Consider the following 17,721-nt stretch of genomic DNA (forward strand, 5'->3'; position numbering starts at 1 on the left):
GGGGTAAATCGGACGATCTCGCCCACGTGCTCTCTCCGGCGCTCGTTTGTCGGGACTGCATCCTCGGCTGAAGCGACGATTATGCCAGACGACCTGAATCAGGAGTTTCCGCGGGCCCAGAGGTAAACACGGTGACACCACCCGCGCGGCAGAGTTCCGGCGGCACGGCGAGGCCGGTGCAACGGTTGATTTTATGCTGGCATATCAGGGAGTTGTGATGGAGGCCACGACCAGAATTGAACTGGTGTACACGGTTTTGCAGACCGTTGCGTAACCACTCCGCCACGTGGCCTCAACGAGGGCGGAGCAATATAGGGGATCAACAGTTTAGGCAACCCCGCAGGCCTCGCGCTTGACGCCGAGGCCTCAGCCGGCGGCGTGCCAGCCTTCCGGAAAGGGCAGCAAAGGCCAGGCGCCCTCATTGTCGTTCGCGGCTTTGAGAGTTTTCTTGAGCATCGCATCGAAGCTCCACCAACGGTGCACCAAGTCCTCCTCCGGCGCGGGCGCAAAATCTTCATGAATCATGGCGTTGCGCACTGCATCCAGCATCAGGTTGAATTCGGCTTCGCTCATCGCACCCTCCGGAACGCGGATGGCGCACGGTCGCAAAGCCGGCTTGTGTCCCGATTGAGCCGATCGTTCGCTTTTTAACGATCGGACCATCACGCCCGTTTTGGTTAGCGATTTCTGAAAGATCCCCGGGAAACGCGGGAGTCCCACGGGAACTCCAGGAGGCCTCCAGGTGACGGCCAGTGTGAAGGAGATCACATCGCCCGCAATTCGTTCCTACTACCTCTGCCGTACCGGCCAACGCGGGCCCGGCGGTCAGGAGGAGAGTGGTCATGAAGGCGAGATTCTTGCGGTCTGCAGGTGTGAGAAGCCGGGCGCGTCGTGCCTCGACCGTTGGGCTGTTCCTGACACTGTTCGCCAGCACCGCCCAGGCACAGCAGGGCACGCCGGAGCAGCGGCGGGCTTGCACCCCCGACGTCTACCGGCTCTGCGCCGGCGAAATCCCGAACGTGCGTGCCATCACGGCCTGTCTGCGGCGTAACCGCTCGAGCTTAAGCGAAGCTTGCCGCACCGTGTTCGACCAGGCCGGCGGTTGAGCAGCCCCTGTGGATTTGTGCGCAGCAAGTGCTTTGCTCGATCGGCACAAATTCATCCGGAAGCGGCTGTGGATATGCTGCGGACAAGCTGTTGAGCGGCGGGTACCAGGCGCAGATCGGACAAACCATCTGATCACATCAGACGAATTCACGACGGCGCGCGCGCCGTGGATCGTCTTGCGGCGAAACCAACCCTTTGTTCGGAAGAACCGCGGCGTCCTGGTTTCGGCCGACCGTCTACTTTAGCGCTTGCCGAACCACTCCTCGTAGATCCGCTGGTAGGTGTCGCGCTCGCGCAGCCCCAGAAGTGCTTCGTTGACCTGCTTGCGCAACGGACTGCCGGTCGGAAAGACGATGCCGTAATCTTCCCGGTGAAACACCTCGCCTACGATCCGTGCCGAACTCTGGCCGTCGTGGGTCGTGTAGTAGAGCAGGGCGGGTGCATCGAACACGACCGCGTCGATCTGTTGCTTCAACAGTGCATCGTAGAGGTCGTCGACTTTCTCGAACTCGACCATGTGAGCACTGACCTCGTTCAGATAGGCCGTCGCGGTGCTTCCTCGGGTCGTGCCGACGGTCTTGCCGACGAGATCCTGCGGACCGTTGATCGGGCCCCTGATCTGCTGGACCGTCAGTGAAGCGGTCAGCTGCGCCGTATAGAAGGCGACGAACACCACGCCGGTGAACATCCACAGCACAGCGACGATCCGGGCCATCCAGTGCCGGGGCATCTGGTCGGCCTGAGTGGCCAACGTGCCCGCAGCCCAAAACATCGCATGGAAGATTCCCGGGAAATATTTCCGGGTCGGAATGATTCCGCTGTGATGCGTTCGCTCGACCAGGAACATCAGATGAGCCGGCACGAGGATGAGCAGAAGCGCAATGCCGAGCCAGACCAGCAGGGTCCGTGAGAAGAACAGTTGCATCAACTCGCGCAACGGATTGGCTTGGACATTGACGGCCGTGCCACGCACCATAATTTGCAAACCCGAGTTCATGATCGGCAGAGAGAAGTCGAATTTGTCCTCCCGCTCCGACGTGATCGAGATGGCTGCGATGGCGAGATCGGCCCGTCCATTTCCCACGGCGTCAAGCAATTCGCTCACATCGGGCAACACGAGGTATTCGGTCTCGCGGTTCAGCCGTTTGCCGATGCTGTTCCAGAGCTCGATACTGAAGCCGCTCAGCGTGCCGTTCTTCTCGACGACCATCGGCGGCACTATGCGGGTCGCCACCCGGAGCTTGGCAGTCTCGGCTTGAGCAGCGGACCAGGTCAGGCAGAAGAGCAGTGCCAACGCCAGCCCTCGGGCGGCCTCGGCCGCAAGCGCCCAACGCAGTCGAGCGGTTCGAGCGCGAGAGCTGGTCGCCGGTTGCGGACGAGTCATCGATGGTTGTTTCCCGGTGCTCGAACCGCCCCGTCGGGGACAGTCCCGTTGGGATTGATGGCCCAGTCCAATATAAAACACCATCCACTGCGTTGCCCGACCCACGAAACACCCGATCCGCGGATCAGTCGTCGCGCGAAATATCCCGATTTACCGAATTTTGGATTCCCGGGTCAGAGCCTGCGCCGACGTCAGGAGCCGGGGGCCGATTTCGATCGGGGATTTCGAATGAAGTCTTGGCCCGCCCTGACTTAGGCCGGAGGAGGGCCCCGGTAGGCCCTTTCTCGATGCTTTGCGAGTGATCACGAATTCGTCCTTTGCAAGCGCAACCGGCTTTGTTATACGCAGCCGCGCGCGAACGAACGGTTCGCCTTTTCCTCGGTAGCTCAGCGGTAGAGCATCCGACTGTTAATCGGATGGTCGCTGGTTCGAATCCAGCCCGGGGAGCCATTAGCTTGTGTCCGTGGTTGTCTTTAGTGGTCCGCGGACGTTCACTTCCCCCGCCAAAGCGTTGAAGAAACAGCCTTTTCGGCCCAAGCTCGGATTTGGGACCGTTCGGCTCTGTTCGGCCCTGACCGTGGCCAACCACCCGAAATGACAGTATCGAAACAGAACAGACCGAGTACGATACTGTCATGGGCGATCTTCGATACTGTCATTTGGAACCGAGGGATCATCCATGGCGCTCACCACCACCAAGCTCGACTCCCTGAAACCCAAGGCGGCCGACTACCGAATCGCTGACGGTGGCGGCCTCTACGCGCTGGTGCGGCCCACCGGCTCGGTGCTGTTCCGGTTCGACTATCGTCTCACCACCCCGGACGGGATCGTCGTCCGTCGCACCCTGTCGATCGGCGAGTATGCCAAGGACGGCGACGGGGCCCACCGCTTCACCCTGAAGCAGGCCCGCGAGGAGCACGAGACCGCCTGCGCCGCCGTGGCCCGGGGCGAGCACCCGGTCAGCCCGGCCCAGCGCGCGGCCGATGCCAAGGCCAAGGCTGAGGCCGAGGCGGTGGCCAAGGCCCAGAGTGAGGCCGAACAGGCCGACCAGAGCTTCGCGGCGCTGGCCGACATCTGGCTCAAGGCCCGCAAGGCCAACAACTCCGTCAAGACCTACGCCCGCGATGGGCGCAGCGTCAGCTACCTCAAGACCGGCTATCGCGGCGCCAAGGGCTTTGGCCATCTTCCCGTCGCCGAGGTCGAGGCCGCGCACCTGTCCGACCTCGCCGAGAAGTTTAACAAACCGACCCGCGTCCGGATCATCTCGGCGGCGAAGAAGATCATGGCGGTTGCCAAGCGCAAGGGGTTGATCAAGCACAGCCCTTTTTCGGACATCGATTTCAATGATGGACTGCCCAAGCATCGCGAGCGCAAGCGCCCGGCGATCATCGAGGACAAGGCGTTCGGCGAGTTGCTGCGCCGAATCGACGGCTATGAAGGGCGCGGCCACAACCTGACGCGGTACGGGCTGCAGCTGCTGGCCCTGACCTTTGTGCGGCCCGACACCATGGCGAAAGCCGAATGGGTGCATTTCGATCTGCGCAAGGCGCGATGGATCATCCCGTTCGCCACTCTCAAGATGGAATGGCTGCGCACCGAGACCGGCGAGGCGGTGGAGGACTTCGTGGTGCCGCTGTCGCGGCAGGCGGTCGCGCTGCTGCGCGAGCTGCATGAGATCACCGGCAAGGGCCGCTATCTCTTCCCGGCCTGCGGTGTCGGTGCCAATCCCGGCGAGGTCATGAGCGAGAACACGCTGAACTTCGCCTTGCATGCGCTCGGCTACAAGGCCCGCCACTGTGCGCACGGCTTCCGCTCCGCCGCGTCGACCATCTTGAACCGGCAGCGTACCGAGGCGGGACGGCGCCGGTTCGAGCGCTCGCTGGTCGAGCTGCAGCTTGATCATCAGGACAGCTCGACCCGCGCGATCTATGACCGCGACGATTGCATGCCGGAGCGGATCGAGCTGATGCAGTTCTGGGCCGACCTGATCGACCAGCTACGCCACGAGGGCGCCGCGCAGGATCGCACTTCCGAAAAAAGGAAGGCGGCATAAGCCCGGCATCCGCGTCGTGTCAGTTCATTTGAACTGACAGACCCTGTCGTAAGTCACTGCACCGTCGTGAGATTTGGCCGCGCAAATTTTGTCAGGAAAACTGAACTAAGCATCTGATTTTACAAGTAAATTTCTCTTGCTCGGTTTCAGGGCGAACACTAGGCTTTGGCCCAGGATCACCCCGAACAGCCGAGCACCGGACATGATCAAGAAGAACGCCTCGCCGAAGCCGTTCCCGCCTCGTGCCGATGGTACCTCCGCGCCCGCGCTGCGGCTCGCCACGCCGCGCGAGGCCTGCGCCTATGGCCATTTCAGCCACACCAAGCTGTACGACTACATCAACGAGGGCAAGGTGGATGCGTACAAGCGCGATCGGAGCACCATGATCGATCTCGACTCCATCGATCGCATGCACGCGGCACTCCCGAAGATCGAACCGAAGCGCGCCGCCCGCGACCAAGCATCCACATCCTGACCACCACCCAGCCCGGCCGAGCGCCGGGCTTTTGCGTTCTGAGATCGGGGCCGAGGGCACAACACCGAGAGCGAGAGGGAGAAGAGCAGCATGACCGAACTCGATATCGCCAACGAACTTCTGGACCTCTGGGAACGGGAGCACGCAAACGATCAGCCGAACTACGAGCGGCTAAAAAAACAATTCGTTGTCTTTGTAGGCGAGGCAGTCGATGACGCCGCGTTGTACCGTTGCCTTCACGAAGGTCGGAAGTCGCGAGGCTGGCCCGATCCCAAGCCGCATACGATCGAACCATCGATTGAAGGTGCGATCATGACTTTATGGAGTATTGGCCTTCGGCAGCTGCTGATGCGTACGGAAACGGTGAGATAGCAGTACCGCCGGGCGGCATCTCAAACCGTCCGGCGGGATCACTTCAGGAGCAAAGAGGTTTCGATCTACCGAACCGACAACGGAGATCAGGATGGATGATAAGCCAAGCACCGGCAAAATTCTAGACTTCAATCTCGCCAAGCGGCAGGACGAGGTGGTCGCCGAATTGCTGGCATCGGCGCTGCAGGGCCCAGGTCCGGAGGCCGGGGAGCCAACATTCAGTAGTAGCGTCGTGTCTAATGATGAAATCCTAAAATGCCTGAAATCGCTCATACACGTGCGACGATACTGTCGAGATCACGGCCTGCCTAACGCGGATGAGGTAGCTGACATGGTCAACAGCGGTGATTACCAAGAACCGGAGATGCCTGCCGCAACTAAGCACCAAATTGAGTCCGTTTGGCACCAGTTATCCGACGACGAGCAAGACTTGCTCGCGGCTTGGCGTGAAAAGCATGTGATCGGCGGGCCGGAGATCGGAGAGCCGAGCACCGGCAAGATTATTGATTTCAACCGGGCGAAGCCGCAATGCGACGGCCTCCGGAGGGAGGTCGATTTCGACGACGTCAAGGCGCGGCTCAACGCGAAGGCCCGTGAATTCGTCGGGTGGATGTATTCCGGACGCGCGGTGATCAAGCATGGTGGAGCCGAGGCCCGCATTGGCAACGCCGAGGGCGAAGCCGGATCGTCGCTGGCGATTGAGCTGATCGGGCCAAAGGCGGGTCTGTGGAACGACCACGCCACCGATGAGGGCGGCGATCTGATCAGCCTCTACATGGCGTACATGAACTATGCCGACACCAAGGACAATTTTGTGTTCGCGGTGAAAGAGATCGCGCGCGACTTCCTGCATGATCGAATCGACTTCGAACGTCCGTTGTGGACGCCCACACCGGAGACGGTGATCAGAACCAAGAAGGAAAAGTTTGGCGACAAGCCGCGTGATGAGGATTTGGAGCAGCTCGGTGCACCGGTTGCGACCTATCATTATCTCGACGTGAGCGGCAACATCGTCGCCGACGTGAAGCGCTATGATCTGGATGCCGTTGACGAGACCGGCAAGCGCAAGAAAACCTTTGTGCCGCATTGCTTCCGTGACATCGACGGCAAGATGACATGGGTCGCTGGCGCCCCGGAGAGCAACCGGCCGCTGTACCGGCTGCCGCAGATCAGCAGAACGCAGATCGTCGTTCTGGTCGAGGGCGAGAAGTGTGCCGACGCACTCGCCAGCGTCAACATCGAGGCGACGTCCGCGATGAGCGGCGCGAAGGCACCGAAAGAGAAAACCGATTGGTCGCCGCTGGCAGGCAAGACGGTGATCGTCTGGCCTGACAATGATCAGCCAAGCTGGGACTACGCCAACGAAATCTCCGCCTATCTGCTCTCGCTTGGCTGCAATGTGCTCGGCGTCAGCGCCCCTGCGGGCGCACCGCCGAAATGGGACGCGGCCGATTGCGTTGAGAGCCAGGGTGATCCACGTGTGCTGATCAATGCGGCGTTGCCGTGGACTGGCGCCGTGATTGTGTCCCGTAAGGCGACTGCGCCTGGAATTGTTGCCGCCCCGTACATATGGAAAGACCCTGAGACCATTGCGCCGCGCCAGTGGCTGTACGGTCACCGCCTCATTCGCAAGTTTGCCACGGTCACCATCGCACCGGGAGGCGTCGGCAAGTCGTCACTGGAGATCGCCGAGGCATTGGCGATGGTGTCCGGCAAGGCCTTGCTCGGTGTCAGGACAGCGGAGTTGCTGCGGGTCTGGCTGTGGAATCTCGAAGACCCGCGCGAAGAAACCGAACGTCGCATTCAGGCGACGGCGAAATACTACAATCTCAAGCCCGACGACCTCGATGGTCTGTTCCTGAATTGCGCTGACGAGCAGCCGCTGGTGATTGCGGAGACAAACCGGAATGGCTTCTTCATCTGTCGGCCGGTAATCGATGCACTGGTGGCGCAGATCAATCAAAACAAGATCGACGTTGTCATCATCGATCCGTTCGTGTCCTCGCATCACGTCCCGGAGAACGACAACAATGCGATCGATGCGGTGGTCAAGGAATGGGCGCGGGTCGCCAAGATCGCCAATTGCAGCATTGAGCTCGTGCATCATGTCCGCAAGGGAGAGCAGGAGATCACGGTCGAGAGCGCGCGCGGCGGCGGATCGTTCGGCGACGCGGCCCGCATGGCACGGGTGATCAACCGGATGACGAAGGAAGAAGCCGCCAACGCCGGGATCACCGACAACCGGCTGCTGTACTTCCGGGCCTTTATCGACAAGCGCAACCTCGCACCACCGGCCGACGCGTCGGACTGGTTCAAGCTGGTCGGTGTCGATCTGCACAACGGTCCATTGGGACCGGCCATGCCGGGCGACAGCGTCGGCGTGGTCATCTCATGGGAGTACCCGAAGGCGCTCGATGGCATGACCAGTGCGGACTTCGCGAAGGTCGCCGCCGTGATCCGGTCCGACCATTGGCGCAAGGATAGTCAGGCGGCATCGTGGGTCGGCTACGCGATTGCCAAGGCGCTGGGGCTCGATGTGACCAACCCGGTCGATAAGGCCAAGGTGAAGCGTCTGCTCAAGGCATGGCTCGGAACCGGCAGTCTGGTCGTGGTTCCGCGTCTCGATCCGGGGCAGCGCAGGCCCAAGGATTTTGTCGAGGTGGCCGACGATGAGTAGGCATTTTGCGTCACCTTGTAACTGTCACCTCGACCTGCGTTGCGTCACCCTTACCCCTTAGGGAAAAGGGGTAAGGTGACGCAGCCACATTGCGTAACCTGCGTCACCTTTGCGTCACCCTAGGTAACGCAGGTGACGCAACCATCACGGAAGGGATCACACCGTGCCCGGCCACAAGCTCGACGCCCGTACCCGCCGCGCCCTCGCACGCGGTTTGAAGGTCCAAATCCGGCGCGGCTTCCGCCGTCCCGATCCGCCGACGCAGGCCGGGCCGGTGCGCCGGATCGATCCGGTGAGTGGTTCGGTGATCGCCGTCGTTCACCCGCTGGCAGCCGTGCCGATCAGGCCCGGAAGGCCACGGCTCGGATGGCCGTGGATCGGGCCGAGGGGCGATCAATCGCCACCATCAGGCCCGGACGGAGCGAGCGGACCGCGCGAGCCTGAATTAGTTTCCTTTGGTCCGGAGGGCCCGCCATGTTGAGCCGGGCCAGCGCCCATGAGCTGGCCGGGATCGCCCGTGCCTTGGACACCCCGGCGCCGGACGCGCACCACGGGGCTTGCCACGAGCTTGGCGCGATGGATTTGATGCTAGGCGTGGTGATCGGCAGGCCGGAGCTGGTGCGCTTTCGAGTGCCGCCCGCCGGTCCCGAGGATATGCGCAAGCGGCTCCTCAATCGCGGCGCCGTTCGCCGCCACCGGGAGCGCCGCAAAGGCCGCAACAAGCGGGCCGTGGCACCAGTCGAGTATGACGGCGCCGTGGTGGATGCGCTGGAGGACTGGGGGTATCTCCCGCGCAACGAGGCCCACAGCAGCAAGGACGTCGGGCAAGCCATCGCGAGGGCGATCAGCGAGGCGGCGCGGTCGGGCAAGTAACACTTCCGCCGAAACCGGCGGGAGTGTTTTTCCTGTCATGCATGACATCGGCTTGTTTCGGCCGGGCGCATGGTCGCGCCATGCGTATACCCGTCCCCCTTCGCCCGGCCTATGCCGAGGCCTTTGCCACCGAGCGCAACGCTCGCGCTGTCAGCATTACCCGTGGCATCCGCACACTCGGCCGCCGCGCGCTCTATGGCGGCAAGCAGCCCGATGAGGATTTGAGCGACAGCGTGGTCCGCGACATCGTCGAGAAGGGTGTGGTGACACCGGCCAGCACCGGCACTGTGGCCACGCTGCGGCAGACGACCATCGACACGCTGCACGCGATCGTGGGGCCGAAGAGCGCAATCGGGCAATTGTTGCCGCTCATGCTCAACGCTTCGCTGCAAGGTTTGTATGGCGTGAGTCTTCCAACCGTCACCGCTGATCCCGACGCGGTGGGCTGGATTACCGAAGGCAGTCCGGCTCCGGTCAAGCAATTCACGTTCAACGCGGGCGTGACGCTTTCGACAAAGAAGATGGCTGCGATCACCGTCGCCAGCCGTGAGCTGTTCGAATATTCCAGCGGCGAGGCCGTGTTGCGCGATCTGATGGCGCGCAATTTCTCACTCGGCTTCGAGAAGAAGTTCTTCAGCACGGACGCAGCAACGTCAGCCGCTCCAGCGGGCTTGCTCAACAACATCAACGCGACGGCTGCGACAAGCGGCGGCGACGACTTTGCGATGATCACCGACCTCGGCAATATCGGCGCGAGCGTTGCGGCGATCTCCAGCGATCTGTTCTATGTCGCCGGTCCCGCTGCGGGCATCAAGATTACTTTGCGACAGCCGTGGTTTCGATATCCGCTCGCGATCTCAACTGCGCTGGCCGACGATCAGGTGGTGTGTCTTTCGCCGAGCTGCGTTGCCATTGCGGGTGGTCTCGATCCGCCGCGCGTTGACGTCAGTGATCAAGGGGTTCTTCACATGGAGGATACGACACCGCTGCCGCTGAGCACCGCCGCGACGGTGAGCTTTCCTGTGAGAAGCCTCTACCAGACCGACACGATGGCAATCCGACTCCGCGCGGACGTGGATTTCGCGTTGAGATCGAGCACAGCGTTGGCGTGGGTCGACAATATTTCGTGGTGATCGCGATGGATCGATTCGAACGACAACAATTGATCGACCGTCTGCAGGCCGAAATCGTCGAGGGCGAGATCGCCATCGCCGAGCGCCGTCAACGCCGCGAATTGCATGGTGCGCCTGAAACGTGGCAACTGCCTCCTGAGCGCGAAATGGTGCGGAAGCATGGGCCGTCATCGTCGCTGATATTCAAGACAGTCGAGGACGCGCTGGTCGAGACGCCGCCACGCCTGATCAGTGACCACATCCAGCACGCGCTCAACAGGACGTCCGACGTGATCGGCGAAGAAGTCGCTCTTATTCATCGTCAGATCAACGACACAATCAGAGCACTGACCGAACGTGTCGATGCACTCGAAACCCAAGTGGCCGATCTGCAAGATCAGGTGAATACCCTCGCGGGCGATCTCGCAGACGTCGAACGTGATGGCGGATCAAAGGTCGTAAGGATGAAGCCTAATGCAGCATGACGAAGCCCATCGTGCCATGTGGGCGCTGCCGTTTTATGAGCGCGCCGCGATGCTGATCGCGTCCATGGTCGAGCAGGATAGCGACGGGCTGCGGTTCGTGGCGCGCACAGCATGCTTGGCGGCTTACGTAGCGGAGCAGTTGTCAGAGACATACAGGCAGGCCTGCATCAAAATCTTGAAGGACGTCACGGCACGGCTGGAAGCAGGTCTGGATGCGCGCTCACCTGAAGCGTCACACATCATCCATGGTGATCGAATCCTGCATTGAAATGGCCGACCTGTCTCCCGATGTCGGTCGTTGCTGCGGTCGGTAATGTGAAGACGCCCATGTTGCCGACCGCATCATCAAAGAAAGGTTACGTGATGGAAGAAGCGAGAGCTATACAAGATCGCCCGCTGCTCAAGCTCGCTGCCTGCCGGACATCTTTGCGCGGCGCCTTGAACCACGTGATCCGTTTGCAAGCGAGCGCATACGAGGCGGCCGAATTCGCGGAGATCATGACGCAGCGTGCAGCAGAGGCGCGCGCGAAGAAGCGGTGATGGCCCTACAACTTGCGCGGGAGGGGGGCGGTGAAGAATGCTTTTCCGGGTCCTTCGTCCGAACCGCCCGCAGCCCCAAAGTTGAATTGTGTCCAGCGATTTTCGGTTTTCGGAACAGGGCCCAGCGTCGATGGATTTTCACCGGATCGTGCATGCGTTGCTGACGGCCTTCAGACGGCGCGGTGGTCAGGGGATGGTGCTCGGTGAGATCGAGGAGATCGCCAGACAGGCCGAGGTGAGCCGGGATGATTTTCGCTGTGTCGCCTATGATGGCGCGACCGGATGTCCGGTTCTCTACTTCGATGGCAAGGTGCTGTATGATCGGACGCAATGCCGGTTCTATCGCGGTGACAACAGCACGGCGATCTACGGCTATGACGGCCGGGTGGCCTACACCATCGATCCCGAAATGGGCTACTTCCACCCTGCCGCCGGGAGCGGCCACCGGCCGCTCTATCTCGACGTCGCCGCGCGAACGGAGTTTGAAAACCGATGGGCGCAAGAGGAAGGGCGAGCGCTGCAGCGCTTGAAAGAGACCGTCTTCCCGGAGTGCGAAGACATCGATCTGTCCGACTCCGGGCTCCGTCGTCTCTCGGCAAGGCGGAGCGCGCGCTCTTCATCGAGATAGTCGGCGCCTGCAGCGAGACGCATTTCGTCCGCGCCGATCTGCCGATGCTGGAATCCTTCGTCAAGGCGACGCTGCTCGCCCGCGCCATGGCCGACGATCCCGATCAATTCACGAAATGGGAGAAGGCGACGCGGCTGCAGGCTTCGCTGGCCACACGGCTGCGCCTGACGCCTGCGAGCCGCAGTGATCCCAAAACCATCGCGCGCAATCTGCCCTATGACGGGCCGCGCCCGTGGCTGCGCGACAACCAAGAGGAGGACTGAATGACTACCATGCGCAAGAGCAGGATCACGCGCGGTGAACGCAACGCCGCATGGATCGAAACTTTTTGCAGAACGCCGTCCGGTCCGATGCGCGGCGAAAAGGTGCAGCTCTCGCAGGCACAGCGCGAGATCGTGCGCAAGCTGTACGACGGCGGCGACGAGGTCGAGCCGGTCACCGGACATCTGGCGAGTTATGTCACGCTGTTGCACGTGTGTGGTCCGGAAGCTGTCGCACAGCGCAGCACGTTCCCGCTGGTCGAGGCCGACGCGTTCAGCGTTTGGGCCGCGACGAGCGAGAAGCTGCGCGAGGTGCTGCGCAGGGATGGCGAACGTGTTGTGTGCCCGGAATTGGGGACGTCGTTTCCGAGGGCGGCGTGAGTGACGCTGTATCCGCGCCTTGAGCGATGTGTATGCGAATTGTCTGTGGTACTGGACCAAGCCGGGTGATCTTGTCGTAGCGCCGATGGCAGGTAGCGGACAGATCAAACGATCCAACTGATGCAAATGTTTCCGTTGCAACTCCCTACTGCTCAAGCGCGGGTTTTTTGTCCTTCGCTGCTGCACACGGTTGATCCGGCGAAGCCAACCGCACCCGCTCCAGAGATTATATTATAATCTTTGGAAGCGGGCAGATATCGGCCTTTCTTGTCACGAGCGGCCGATCGCGACGGAGACGGGCGAGTGTGTAGCTGACGGCGGTGCCACCTTTCGGAGAATTCAAGTTTATATTATCAACTTGATTTCTCTCCGGCCGCCCGGAGCCTTCCCGTTCTCCGCCGTTGTCGTCCAAGCTCAAGCGACGGCGACTTGGGGCCTGCGGAGAACAAGGGCCGGGCAACCGTATCGCATGAGTTACAGTTGATCCCGCGCCATGCTGACCGGGCCGGTCGGCATGCGCCATCAGCGTGGCGGGTTCCTCCGACGCTGCTTGAGGAGTTCAAGTGTCTTGCCGGATCGATTCAAGACGGCGGTGCTTCTGGCGAGGACCGAGTAGCTGGTCGCAAGCGCTTCGAGCTGTGAGCGTGAGATGGGGTCCCTAGCGACTTCCGCAGCGCGGGCGAAGTGATCGGCCTGTTCCAGATATTCCGCTGACGTCATCATGCCGGGCAACAATACGCCCGACCGGCCGTTCCAAAAAAAAATAGCAAGGGACGCCTGCAAGGCGCGCCGCGTTGCCCGCACGCCTTGAGGTGAAGGGCTGGGCTCGTGGGGGCGAGTAACGAAAGCAAATCAGGCCCGGCAGTCGTAACACCCCTACGACCACCGGGCCTGAGCGCCAGCCAATATTATTACGGCATCAAACATTGTCAGTGTTGCTGACAGGGCGCCCGCTGCTCTGTCCATTTTCCGACTCTAGGCGATCCGGAAGACTACGGTACGGTGTCTATTGAAAAGCACGCTTCTCTTGACTTAACTCAACGGCCTTGTCTGTCCCTCGCGATCATTTCGGACCATGCCAAAGGCCGATGACGATAAGCCGCCCCCGTCAAAGGCGCATCCATGGCCCGTGGACGAGGCGCTGAAGAACATCGAGGAATACGCGGCTACTCTGCGGGAGCTGGTGCGCAAGCTCAAGGCGCGGTTGCTGCACTGAGCGCGCGGCGGCGCGCGGAGGGGCTTTTTTAGAGCACATTGTCCGGGAAGTGACAGTATCGAATGACAGTATCGAAGCCCGTTTTGCCCCGTCACCTGCCGCAAACCCCTCTAAATATAGAGGCAAATAAAATGGTTTGACTCCAGCCCGGGGAGCCAAATTCCGCTTTATGTTCAAGAAGTTGCGATCGCCGCTGATGCGCGCGCGATATTGTTCGATCGTTCTCTCGGCGTTCTCGCGCGGCAAGCCAGCGCAGGATCGTCGCGCGGATGTGTGCGGCGGCGGCACGATCGCCGCGCGGGCAGCACCAAATCGACTTAATTCAAATCGAGCTTGGCATGGCCGGACTCTTATGGAGCTGATTCCCATGCCCGACATCGAGATCGACCGCGCCCATCAGGCCCCCTCGACTCCGCCGGCCGCTATCCCCGAGTTGAGCGACGACGAATGCCTGGCCTGTCTCGCCCGGGCGGTCGAGACGCCCGATTCGGCACGGCTGGGCGAAGTGGCGGCGCTGATCGGGCGCCTTGCCGTCGCGATCGAATAGCCCAATCATCTCCGATGAGTGCGTTGCCTGGCCGTTGGCTGGCAGGCCAACGGACGTGTTGCGTTTTCGCGGTGCCTGTTCCAAAGATGCCGCCAATTCATTCCCGCGGCATCGTCCGCCATGCAGGGTTCCGCAAATGTCCGGTTTTTCGACCGCGCGCCAAAAAATGGTCGATGGCCAGGTGCGCACCAATGATGTCACCGATCGCCGCATTCTCGATGCCATGCTCACGGTTCCCCGCGAGGCGTTTGTGCCGGCGAGCCGCCAGGCGCTGGCCTATCTCGACCTCGATCTCGACGTCGGCGAGGGTGCTTCCAAGCGCTATCTGCTCAAGCCGCAGCTGATCGGCAAATTGCTCCAGGCCGCCGAGATCGGCGAAAGCGACAACGTGTTGGTCGTCGGCTGCGCCACCGGCTACCTCGCCGCGCTGACCGCGAAGCTTGCGCGCCAGGTCACTGCAACGGAATGCGATTCGGCGCTGGTGGCAAAGGCCAGGGATGCCCTTGCCGCCAGCGGGCTCACCAACGTCACCTGCAAGGCCGCGCCCTGCGCCGAGGGCGACCCATCTGCCGCGCCCTATGACGTGATCGTCCTCAATGGCGCCACCCAGGTGACGCCGCATGGTCTGTTCGGCCAGCTCAAGGAGGGGGGGCGCCTGGTGGGTGTCTCGGCCGAATCCCGGCCGTCGCGGGCCATGATTGTGACGCGCTCCCACGGCGAATTCGGCTACCGGCCCCTGTTCGACGCCGCAGCCCCGGTGCTTCCCGGGCTGGAACGGGCTGCCGCGTTCGTCTTCTGACGGCCGAAACCCCGTTAAAATCCCGTTCCGAATCAGAAGTGTGGCCGGGATGCTGCACGTGAAGAGTTTCCGCTGAGAACCACCCTGAGGTAGTTCCGTCGCGCTTGACCCCGTCCTATGTTGCGACGGGGCCACGAGTCCACTCGGATACGGTAACCAGGTTTGCGGGCACGGGCCTGGCGTGAGAATGAACGGAATTTCAGGGATGCATGGGGTGAAGCTTTTCACCGGAGCAGCGGTTTCGGTCCTCCTGACGGCGTTAGCCGGACCGGCGCCTGCGTTGGCGGATACGATCGAGGCAGCGCTGGTGCGCGCCTATCAGAACAATCCGCAGCTCAACGCGCAGCGCGCGCAGGTGCGATCGACCGACGAGAACGTGCCGCAGGCGCTTTCGGGCTATCGCCCCAAGGTCGCTGTCACGGCGAGCGCTGGCGTTCAATACACCGATACGAACACCACGGCCGGCGGATCGCCGACTGCGATCGTGCGGACCGAAACCCACGGCACCAACGCGCCGCGCAGCGTCGGTGTGACGGCGACGCAGAACCTGTACAACGGCAACCAGACTGCCAACCGGACCCGTGCCGCCGAGAGCCAGGTCTCCGGTGCGCGTGAAGCGTTGCGCGTGCTGGAGCAGACCGTTCTGCTGCAGGCGGCCACCGTCTACATGGATTATCTGCGCGATGCCGCGACCCTGGAAGTCCAGCGCAGCAACGTGCGCGTGCTGGAGCAGACACTGAAGCAGACGCGCGACCGCTTCAACGTGGGTGAGGTGACCCGCACCGACGTCGCGCAATCCGAGGCGCAGCTGGCGGCCGGCAATACCCAGGCGTTGACGGCCGAATCGAACCTGACCACGACCCGCTCCAACTTCCGGCGCATCATCGGCAACGAGCCGAGCAATCTCGCGCCGGGCTCGCCTGTCGATCGTTATCTGCCGGGCTCGCTCGCGGCCGCGGTCAGCCTGAGCCTGATCGAGAACCCGAACGTCACCGCCGGAATGTACGGCATCGACGTCAACTACCTTCAGGTGAAGATCAACGAGGGTGCGCTGCTGCCGACGATCAACTTCCAGGTCGCGGCGACGCAGTCCTACGAGCAGACCATGTCGATTTTCCGCTCGTTCGGCGCCTCGGCGGTCGCCTCGATCAATGCGCCGATCTATCAGGGCGGTGCCGAATATTCGTTGATCCGCCAGTCCAAGGAAAACCTGGCGCAGCAGCGCCTCAACCTCGAAACCACCCGCGACCAGACCCGTGCCAACGTGGTGACCGCGTGGGGTCAGCTGCAGGCGGGCAAGGCGCAGGTGCAGTCGGCGCAGGCCCAGGTCACGGCGTCCGAGATCGCGCTGAACGGCGTGCGCGAAGAAGCAAAGGCAGGCCAGCGCACCACGCTCGACGTGCTCAACGCCCAGCAGGCGCTGGTCAACGCGCGCGTCGCACTCGTCACTGCGCAACACGACCGCGTGGTCGCGTCGTACTCCGTGCTGAGCGCGGTCGGCCGGCTTGCACCGCAGGTGCTCGGTCTCAACACCACGGTCTACGATCCCAGCGTGCATTACCAGCAGGTCCGCGACAGCTGGGCTGGCGTGCGCACGCCTGACGGACGCTGATTGCCTGGTTCTCCGGTCGGCCTCGCAAACAGACGAGGCTGACCGGCGCCTTGCTTGCATTCATCAAAATCCCTGACATAGCCTTGCCTGGAAGCTGCGGGTCGATTCGCCCTGCATTTGGTGTTGCGTGCGTGATGCTTGGGTGGCGGGGCAGGGGCGCACCGCCTCACGTTGAGCCGTGATCTGGGGACAAGTCTGACTGTCGCGACGAAAATGTCGTGGCACACGTCCGGAACAGGCCAATCCTGTCGTGCTTGGTGTAAAACAACGCATGCGAGGGCGTTGATGATGTGGAGTCGGAGATGACGCAGCCTGCAAAGGTCACAGAACCCTCCATGGAGGAGATTCTGGCCTCGATCCGGCGCATCATTGCCGATGACGAGGCCAAGCCGCCGCCAGCGGAGACAGCAAAGCCTTCGCCGGCTGCTGCGCCCGCACCCAAGCCGCAGGCGATGGCTGACGTTCCGCCATCCAAGATCGCAGCCGCAAAACCTGCTGCTGAAAGGCCGGCGCCACCGCCGGTGGCAAAACCTGCGCCGCCGCCACCATCACCGCCTCCCGCAGCGGATGCCGGCCCCAACAGCCAGGACGACATCGACGCGCTGCTGGCGGGGCTCGATACGGCCGCCGCGGCGCCCGAAATCCGCGCGCCGGAACCCGAGCCCGAAGCTGAAGGCGACGTGCTCGAATTGACTGACGATATGGCGATGGACCCGGAGCCGACACCAGCGCCGCCGCCGCCGAGCTTCCACAAGGTCGAGCCGCGCGATGATCTCGAATTCGCGGAGGCGCCGCCGCCCCGTCCGACACCTGCGCCGTCCTATGCACCGGTGGATTTCGACGCGCCGCCGCTGCCGCCGCAGCAGCCGATTCTGGCTCAGTCGACCGTGTCGGCGGTCGAATCCGCCTTCAACTCGCTGGCCCACACGGTGCTCAGCAGCAATGCGCGGACGCTGGAGGATCTGGTCAAGGAGATGCTGCGTCCGATGCTGAAATCCTGGCTGGACGACAATCTGCCGGGCCTGGTCGAACGCATCGTGAAGGCCGAAATCGAGCGGGTCTCGCGCGGCGGCCGTTGAGGCAAGCCGCACGGCCGCGATAAAGCCCTGCTCCTGTGTCATATTTGACCTGCCGGTCGGGCCGGAAAGCCCTTTTGCCGCTGAGCTTTCCGTTGACTTGAACCCCGCGCGCGGCTTTCTA

Annotated in this window: 20 protein-coding genes and 2 tRNA genes; 19 read left to right on the top strand and 3 right to left on the bottom strand. The window is 62.4% G+C overall.

The genetic code is table 11. The annotated features are described in order from the left end of the window. Positions 1-218 precede the first annotated feature (218 nt). A tRNA-Cys gene (locus ACVW16_RS35445) sits at positions 219-292 on the bottom strand. Positions 293-366: 74 nt separating this feature from the next. Continuing rightward, a complete protein-coding gene (locus ACVW16_RS35450; RefSeq protein WP_456735088.1) occupies positions 367-573 on the bottom strand; it encodes a hypothetical protein in 207 nt (68 codons plus the stop codon). A gap of 269 nt (positions 574-842) precedes the next feature. Here ACVW16_RS35450 and ACVW16_RS35455 point away from each other — a divergent pair, with 269 nt between their 5' ends. Beyond that, positions 843-1,106: a hypothetical protein gene (locus ACVW16_RS35455; protein ID WP_456703536.1), complete on the top strand. Its 264-nt coding sequence runs from the start codon at positions 843-845 to the stop codon at positions 1,104-1,106. Between the two features lie 242 nt (positions 1,107-1,348). Here ACVW16_RS35455 and ACVW16_RS35460 read toward each other — a convergent pair whose 3' ends face one another. After that, positions 1,349-2,596, bottom strand: a complete 1,248-nt coding sequence (locus ACVW16_RS35460; RefSeq protein WP_456735089.1) for a transporter substrate-binding domain-containing protein — start codon at positions 2,594-2,596, stop codon at positions 1,349-1,351. 270 nt (positions 2,597-2,866) lie between these two features. Between ACVW16_RS35460 and ACVW16_RS35465 the strand changes: the two genes are divergently transcribed. The 18 genes from ACVW16_RS35465 (at position 2,867) to ACVW16_RS35550 (ending at position 17,600) form a co-directional block, all read left to right on the top strand. After that, positions 2,867-2,941: transfer RNA gene (locus ACVW16_RS35465), tRNA-Asn, on the top strand. A gap of 229 nt (positions 2,942-3,170) precedes the next feature. Then, positions 3,171-4,544 (top strand): tyrosine-type recombinase/integrase, encoded by a 1,374-nt coding sequence (locus tag ACVW16_RS35470; RefSeq protein WP_456735090.1) that lies wholly within the window; start codon positions 3,171-3,173, stop codon positions 4,542-4,544. A 202-nt stretch (positions 4,545-4,746) separates the two neighbouring features. After that, on the top strand, positions 4,747-5,019 hold the full coding sequence (locus tag ACVW16_RS35475) for a helix-turn-helix domain-containing protein (RefSeq protein WP_456735091.1): 273 nt from the start codon (positions 4,747-4,749) through the stop codon (positions 5,017-5,019). Positions 5,020-5,109: 90 nt separating this feature from the next. After that, positions 5,110-5,391 (top strand): hypothetical protein, encoded by a 282-nt coding sequence (locus ACVW16_RS35480; RefSeq protein ID WP_456735092.1) that lies wholly within the window; start codon positions 5,110-5,112, stop codon positions 5,389-5,391. A gap of 91 nt (positions 5,392-5,482) precedes the next feature. After that, positions 5,483-8,068, top strand: a complete 2,586-nt coding sequence (locus tag ACVW16_RS35485; protein ID WP_456735093.1) for an AAA family ATPase — start codon at positions 5,483-5,485, stop codon at positions 8,066-8,068. A gap of 474 nt (positions 8,069-8,542) precedes the next feature. Further along, on the top strand, positions 8,543-8,941 hold the full coding sequence (locus ACVW16_RS35490; RefSeq protein ID WP_456735094.1) for a hypothetical protein: 399 nt from the start codon (positions 8,543-8,545) through the stop codon (positions 8,939-8,941). Between the two features lie 80 nt (positions 8,942-9,021). Then, a complete protein-coding gene (locus ACVW16_RS35495; protein ID WP_456735095.1) occupies positions 9,022-10,074 on the top strand; it encodes a phage major capsid protein in 1,053 nt (350 codons plus the stop codon). 5 nt (positions 10,075-10,079) lie between these two features. Then, positions 10,080-10,538 (top strand): hypothetical protein, encoded by a 459-nt coding sequence (locus ACVW16_RS35500; RefSeq protein WP_456735096.1) that lies wholly within the window; start codon positions 10,080-10,082, stop codon positions 10,536-10,538. After that, positions 10,528-10,806, top strand: a complete 279-nt coding sequence (locus ACVW16_RS35505) for a hypothetical protein (RefSeq protein WP_456735097.1) — start codon at positions 10,528-10,530, stop codon at positions 10,804-10,806. The genes ACVW16_RS35500 and ACVW16_RS35505 overlap by 11 nt, the downstream gene beginning before the upstream one ends. Positions 10,807-10,865: 59 nt before the next feature. Then, the gene (locus tag ACVW16_RS35510; protein ID WP_456735098.1) at positions 10,866-11,078 is read left to right on the top strand and encodes a hypothetical protein; all 213 of its coding nucleotides are present in this window, start codon (positions 10,866-10,868) and stop codon (positions 11,076-11,078) included. Positions 11,079-11,208: 130 nt separating this feature from the next. Next, a complete protein-coding gene (locus ACVW16_RS35515) occupies positions 11,209-11,706 on the top strand; it encodes a hypothetical protein (protein WP_456748997.1) in 498 nt (165 codons plus the stop codon). Between the two features lie 44 nt (positions 11,707-11,750). Next, the gene (locus ACVW16_RS35520; RefSeq protein ID WP_456735100.1) at positions 11,751-11,969 is read left to right on the top strand and encodes a hypothetical protein; all 219 of its coding nucleotides are present in this window, start codon (positions 11,751-11,753) and stop codon (positions 11,967-11,969) included. Further along, complete coding sequence (locus tag ACVW16_RS35525) at positions 11,970-12,347, top strand: hypothetical protein (protein ID WP_456738575.1); 378 nt, start codon at positions 11,970-11,972, stop codon at positions 12,345-12,347. It abuts the gene before it with no gap. A 1,075-nt stretch (positions 12,348-13,422) separates the two neighbouring features. Further along, the gene (locus ACVW16_RS35530) at positions 13,423-13,563 is read left to right on the top strand and encodes a hypothetical protein (RefSeq protein WP_456735102.1); all 141 of its coding nucleotides are present in this window, start codon (positions 13,423-13,425) and stop codon (positions 13,561-13,563) included. A gap of 367 nt (positions 13,564-13,930) precedes the next feature. After that, positions 13,931-14,110 (top strand): hypothetical protein, encoded by a 180-nt coding sequence (locus ACVW16_RS35535; RefSeq protein ID WP_456738172.1) that lies wholly within the window; start codon positions 13,931-13,933, stop codon positions 14,108-14,110. Between the two features lie 136 nt (positions 14,111-14,246). Beyond that, positions 14,247-14,909, top strand: a complete 663-nt coding sequence (locus ACVW16_RS35540) for a protein-L-isoaspartate O-methyltransferase family protein (protein WP_456735103.1) — start codon at positions 14,247-14,249, stop codon at positions 14,907-14,909. A gap of 205 nt (positions 14,910-15,114) precedes the next feature. Further along, a complete protein-coding gene (locus ACVW16_RS35545; protein ID WP_456705281.1) occupies positions 15,115-16,521 on the top strand; it encodes a TolC family outer membrane protein in 1,407 nt (468 codons plus the stop codon). A 302-nt stretch (positions 16,522-16,823) separates the two neighbouring features. Next, positions 16,824-17,600: a PopZ family protein gene (locus ACVW16_RS35550; RefSeq protein WP_456735104.1), complete on the top strand. Its 777-nt coding sequence runs from the start codon at positions 16,824-16,826 to the stop codon at positions 17,598-17,600. The last annotated feature ends 121 nt before the right edge of the window (positions 17,601-17,721 follow it).

Source organism: Bradyrhizobium sp. USDA 4474, assembly GCF_054057515.1.

What these genes read in the sequence shown, in the direction of transcription:
- ACVW16_RS35450 (WP_456735088.1), bottom strand. Translation starts at nt 573, where the DNA reads ATGAGCGAAGCCGAATTCAACCTGATGCTGGATGCAGTGCGCAACGCC.
- ACVW16_RS35455 (WP_456703536.1), top strand. Translation starts at nt 843, where the DNA reads ATGAAGGCGAGATTCTTGCGGTCTGCAGGTGTGAGAAGCCGGGCGCGT.
- ACVW16_RS35470 (WP_456735090.1), top strand. Translation starts at nt 3,171, where the DNA reads ATGGCGCTCACCACCACCAAGCTCGACTCCCTGAAACCCAAGGCGGCC.
- ACVW16_RS35475 (WP_456735091.1), top strand. Translation starts at nt 4,747, where the DNA reads ATGATCAAGAAGAACGCCTCGCCGAAGCCGTTCCCGCCTCGTGCCGAT.
- ACVW16_RS35480 (WP_456735092.1), top strand. Translation starts at nt 5,110, where the DNA reads ATGACCGAACTCGATATCGCCAACGAACTTCTGGACCTCTGGGAACGG.
- ACVW16_RS35485 (WP_456735093.1), top strand. Translation starts at nt 5,483, where the DNA reads ATGGATGATAAGCCAAGCACCGGCAAAATTCTAGACTTCAATCTCGCC.
- ACVW16_RS35490 (WP_456735094.1), top strand. Translation starts at nt 8,543, where the DNA reads ATGTTGAGCCGGGCCAGCGCCCATGAGCTGGCCGGGATCGCCCGTGCC.
- ACVW16_RS35495 (WP_456735095.1), top strand. Translation starts at nt 9,022, where the DNA reads ATGCGTATACCCGTCCCCCTTCGCCCGGCCTATGCCGAGGCCTTTGCC.
- ACVW16_RS35500 (WP_456735096.1), top strand. Translation starts at nt 10,080, where the DNA reads ATGGATCGATTCGAACGACAACAATTGATCGACCGTCTGCAGGCCGAA.
- ACVW16_RS35505 (WP_456735097.1), top strand. Translation starts at nt 10,528, where the DNA reads ATGCAGCATGACGAAGCCCATCGTGCCATGTGGGCGCTGCCGTTTTAT.
- ACVW16_RS35510 (WP_456735098.1), top strand. Translation starts at nt 10,866, where the DNA reads ATGTTGCCGACCGCATCATCAAAGAAAGGTTACGTGATGGAAGAAGCG.
- ACVW16_RS35515 (WP_456748997.1), top strand. Translation starts at nt 11,209, where the DNA reads ATGGATTTTCACCGGATCGTGCATGCGTTGCTGACGGCCTTCAGACGG.
- ACVW16_RS35520 (WP_456735100.1), top strand. Translation starts at nt 11,751, where the DNA reads ATGCTGGAATCCTTCGTCAAGGCGACGCTGCTCGCCCGCGCCATGGCC.
- ACVW16_RS35525 (WP_456738575.1), top strand. Translation starts at nt 11,970, where the DNA reads ATGACTACCATGCGCAAGAGCAGGATCACGCGCGGTGAACGCAACGCC.
- ACVW16_RS35530 (WP_456735102.1), top strand. Translation starts at nt 13,423, where the DNA reads ATGCCAAAGGCCGATGACGATAAGCCGCCCCCGTCAAAGGCGCATCCA.
- ACVW16_RS35535 (WP_456738172.1), top strand. Translation starts at nt 13,931, where the DNA reads ATGCCCGACATCGAGATCGACCGCGCCCATCAGGCCCCCTCGACTCCG.
- ACVW16_RS35540 (WP_456735103.1), top strand. Translation starts at nt 14,247, where the DNA reads ATGTCCGGTTTTTCGACCGCGCGCCAAAAAATGGTCGATGGCCAGGTG.
- ACVW16_RS35545 (WP_456705281.1), top strand. Translation starts at nt 15,115, where the DNA reads ATGCATGGGGTGAAGCTTTTCACCGGAGCAGCGGTTTCGGTCCTCCTG.
- ACVW16_RS35550 (WP_456735104.1), top strand. Translation starts at nt 16,824, where the DNA reads ATGACGCAGCCTGCAAAGGTCACAGAACCCTCCATGGAGGAGATTCTG.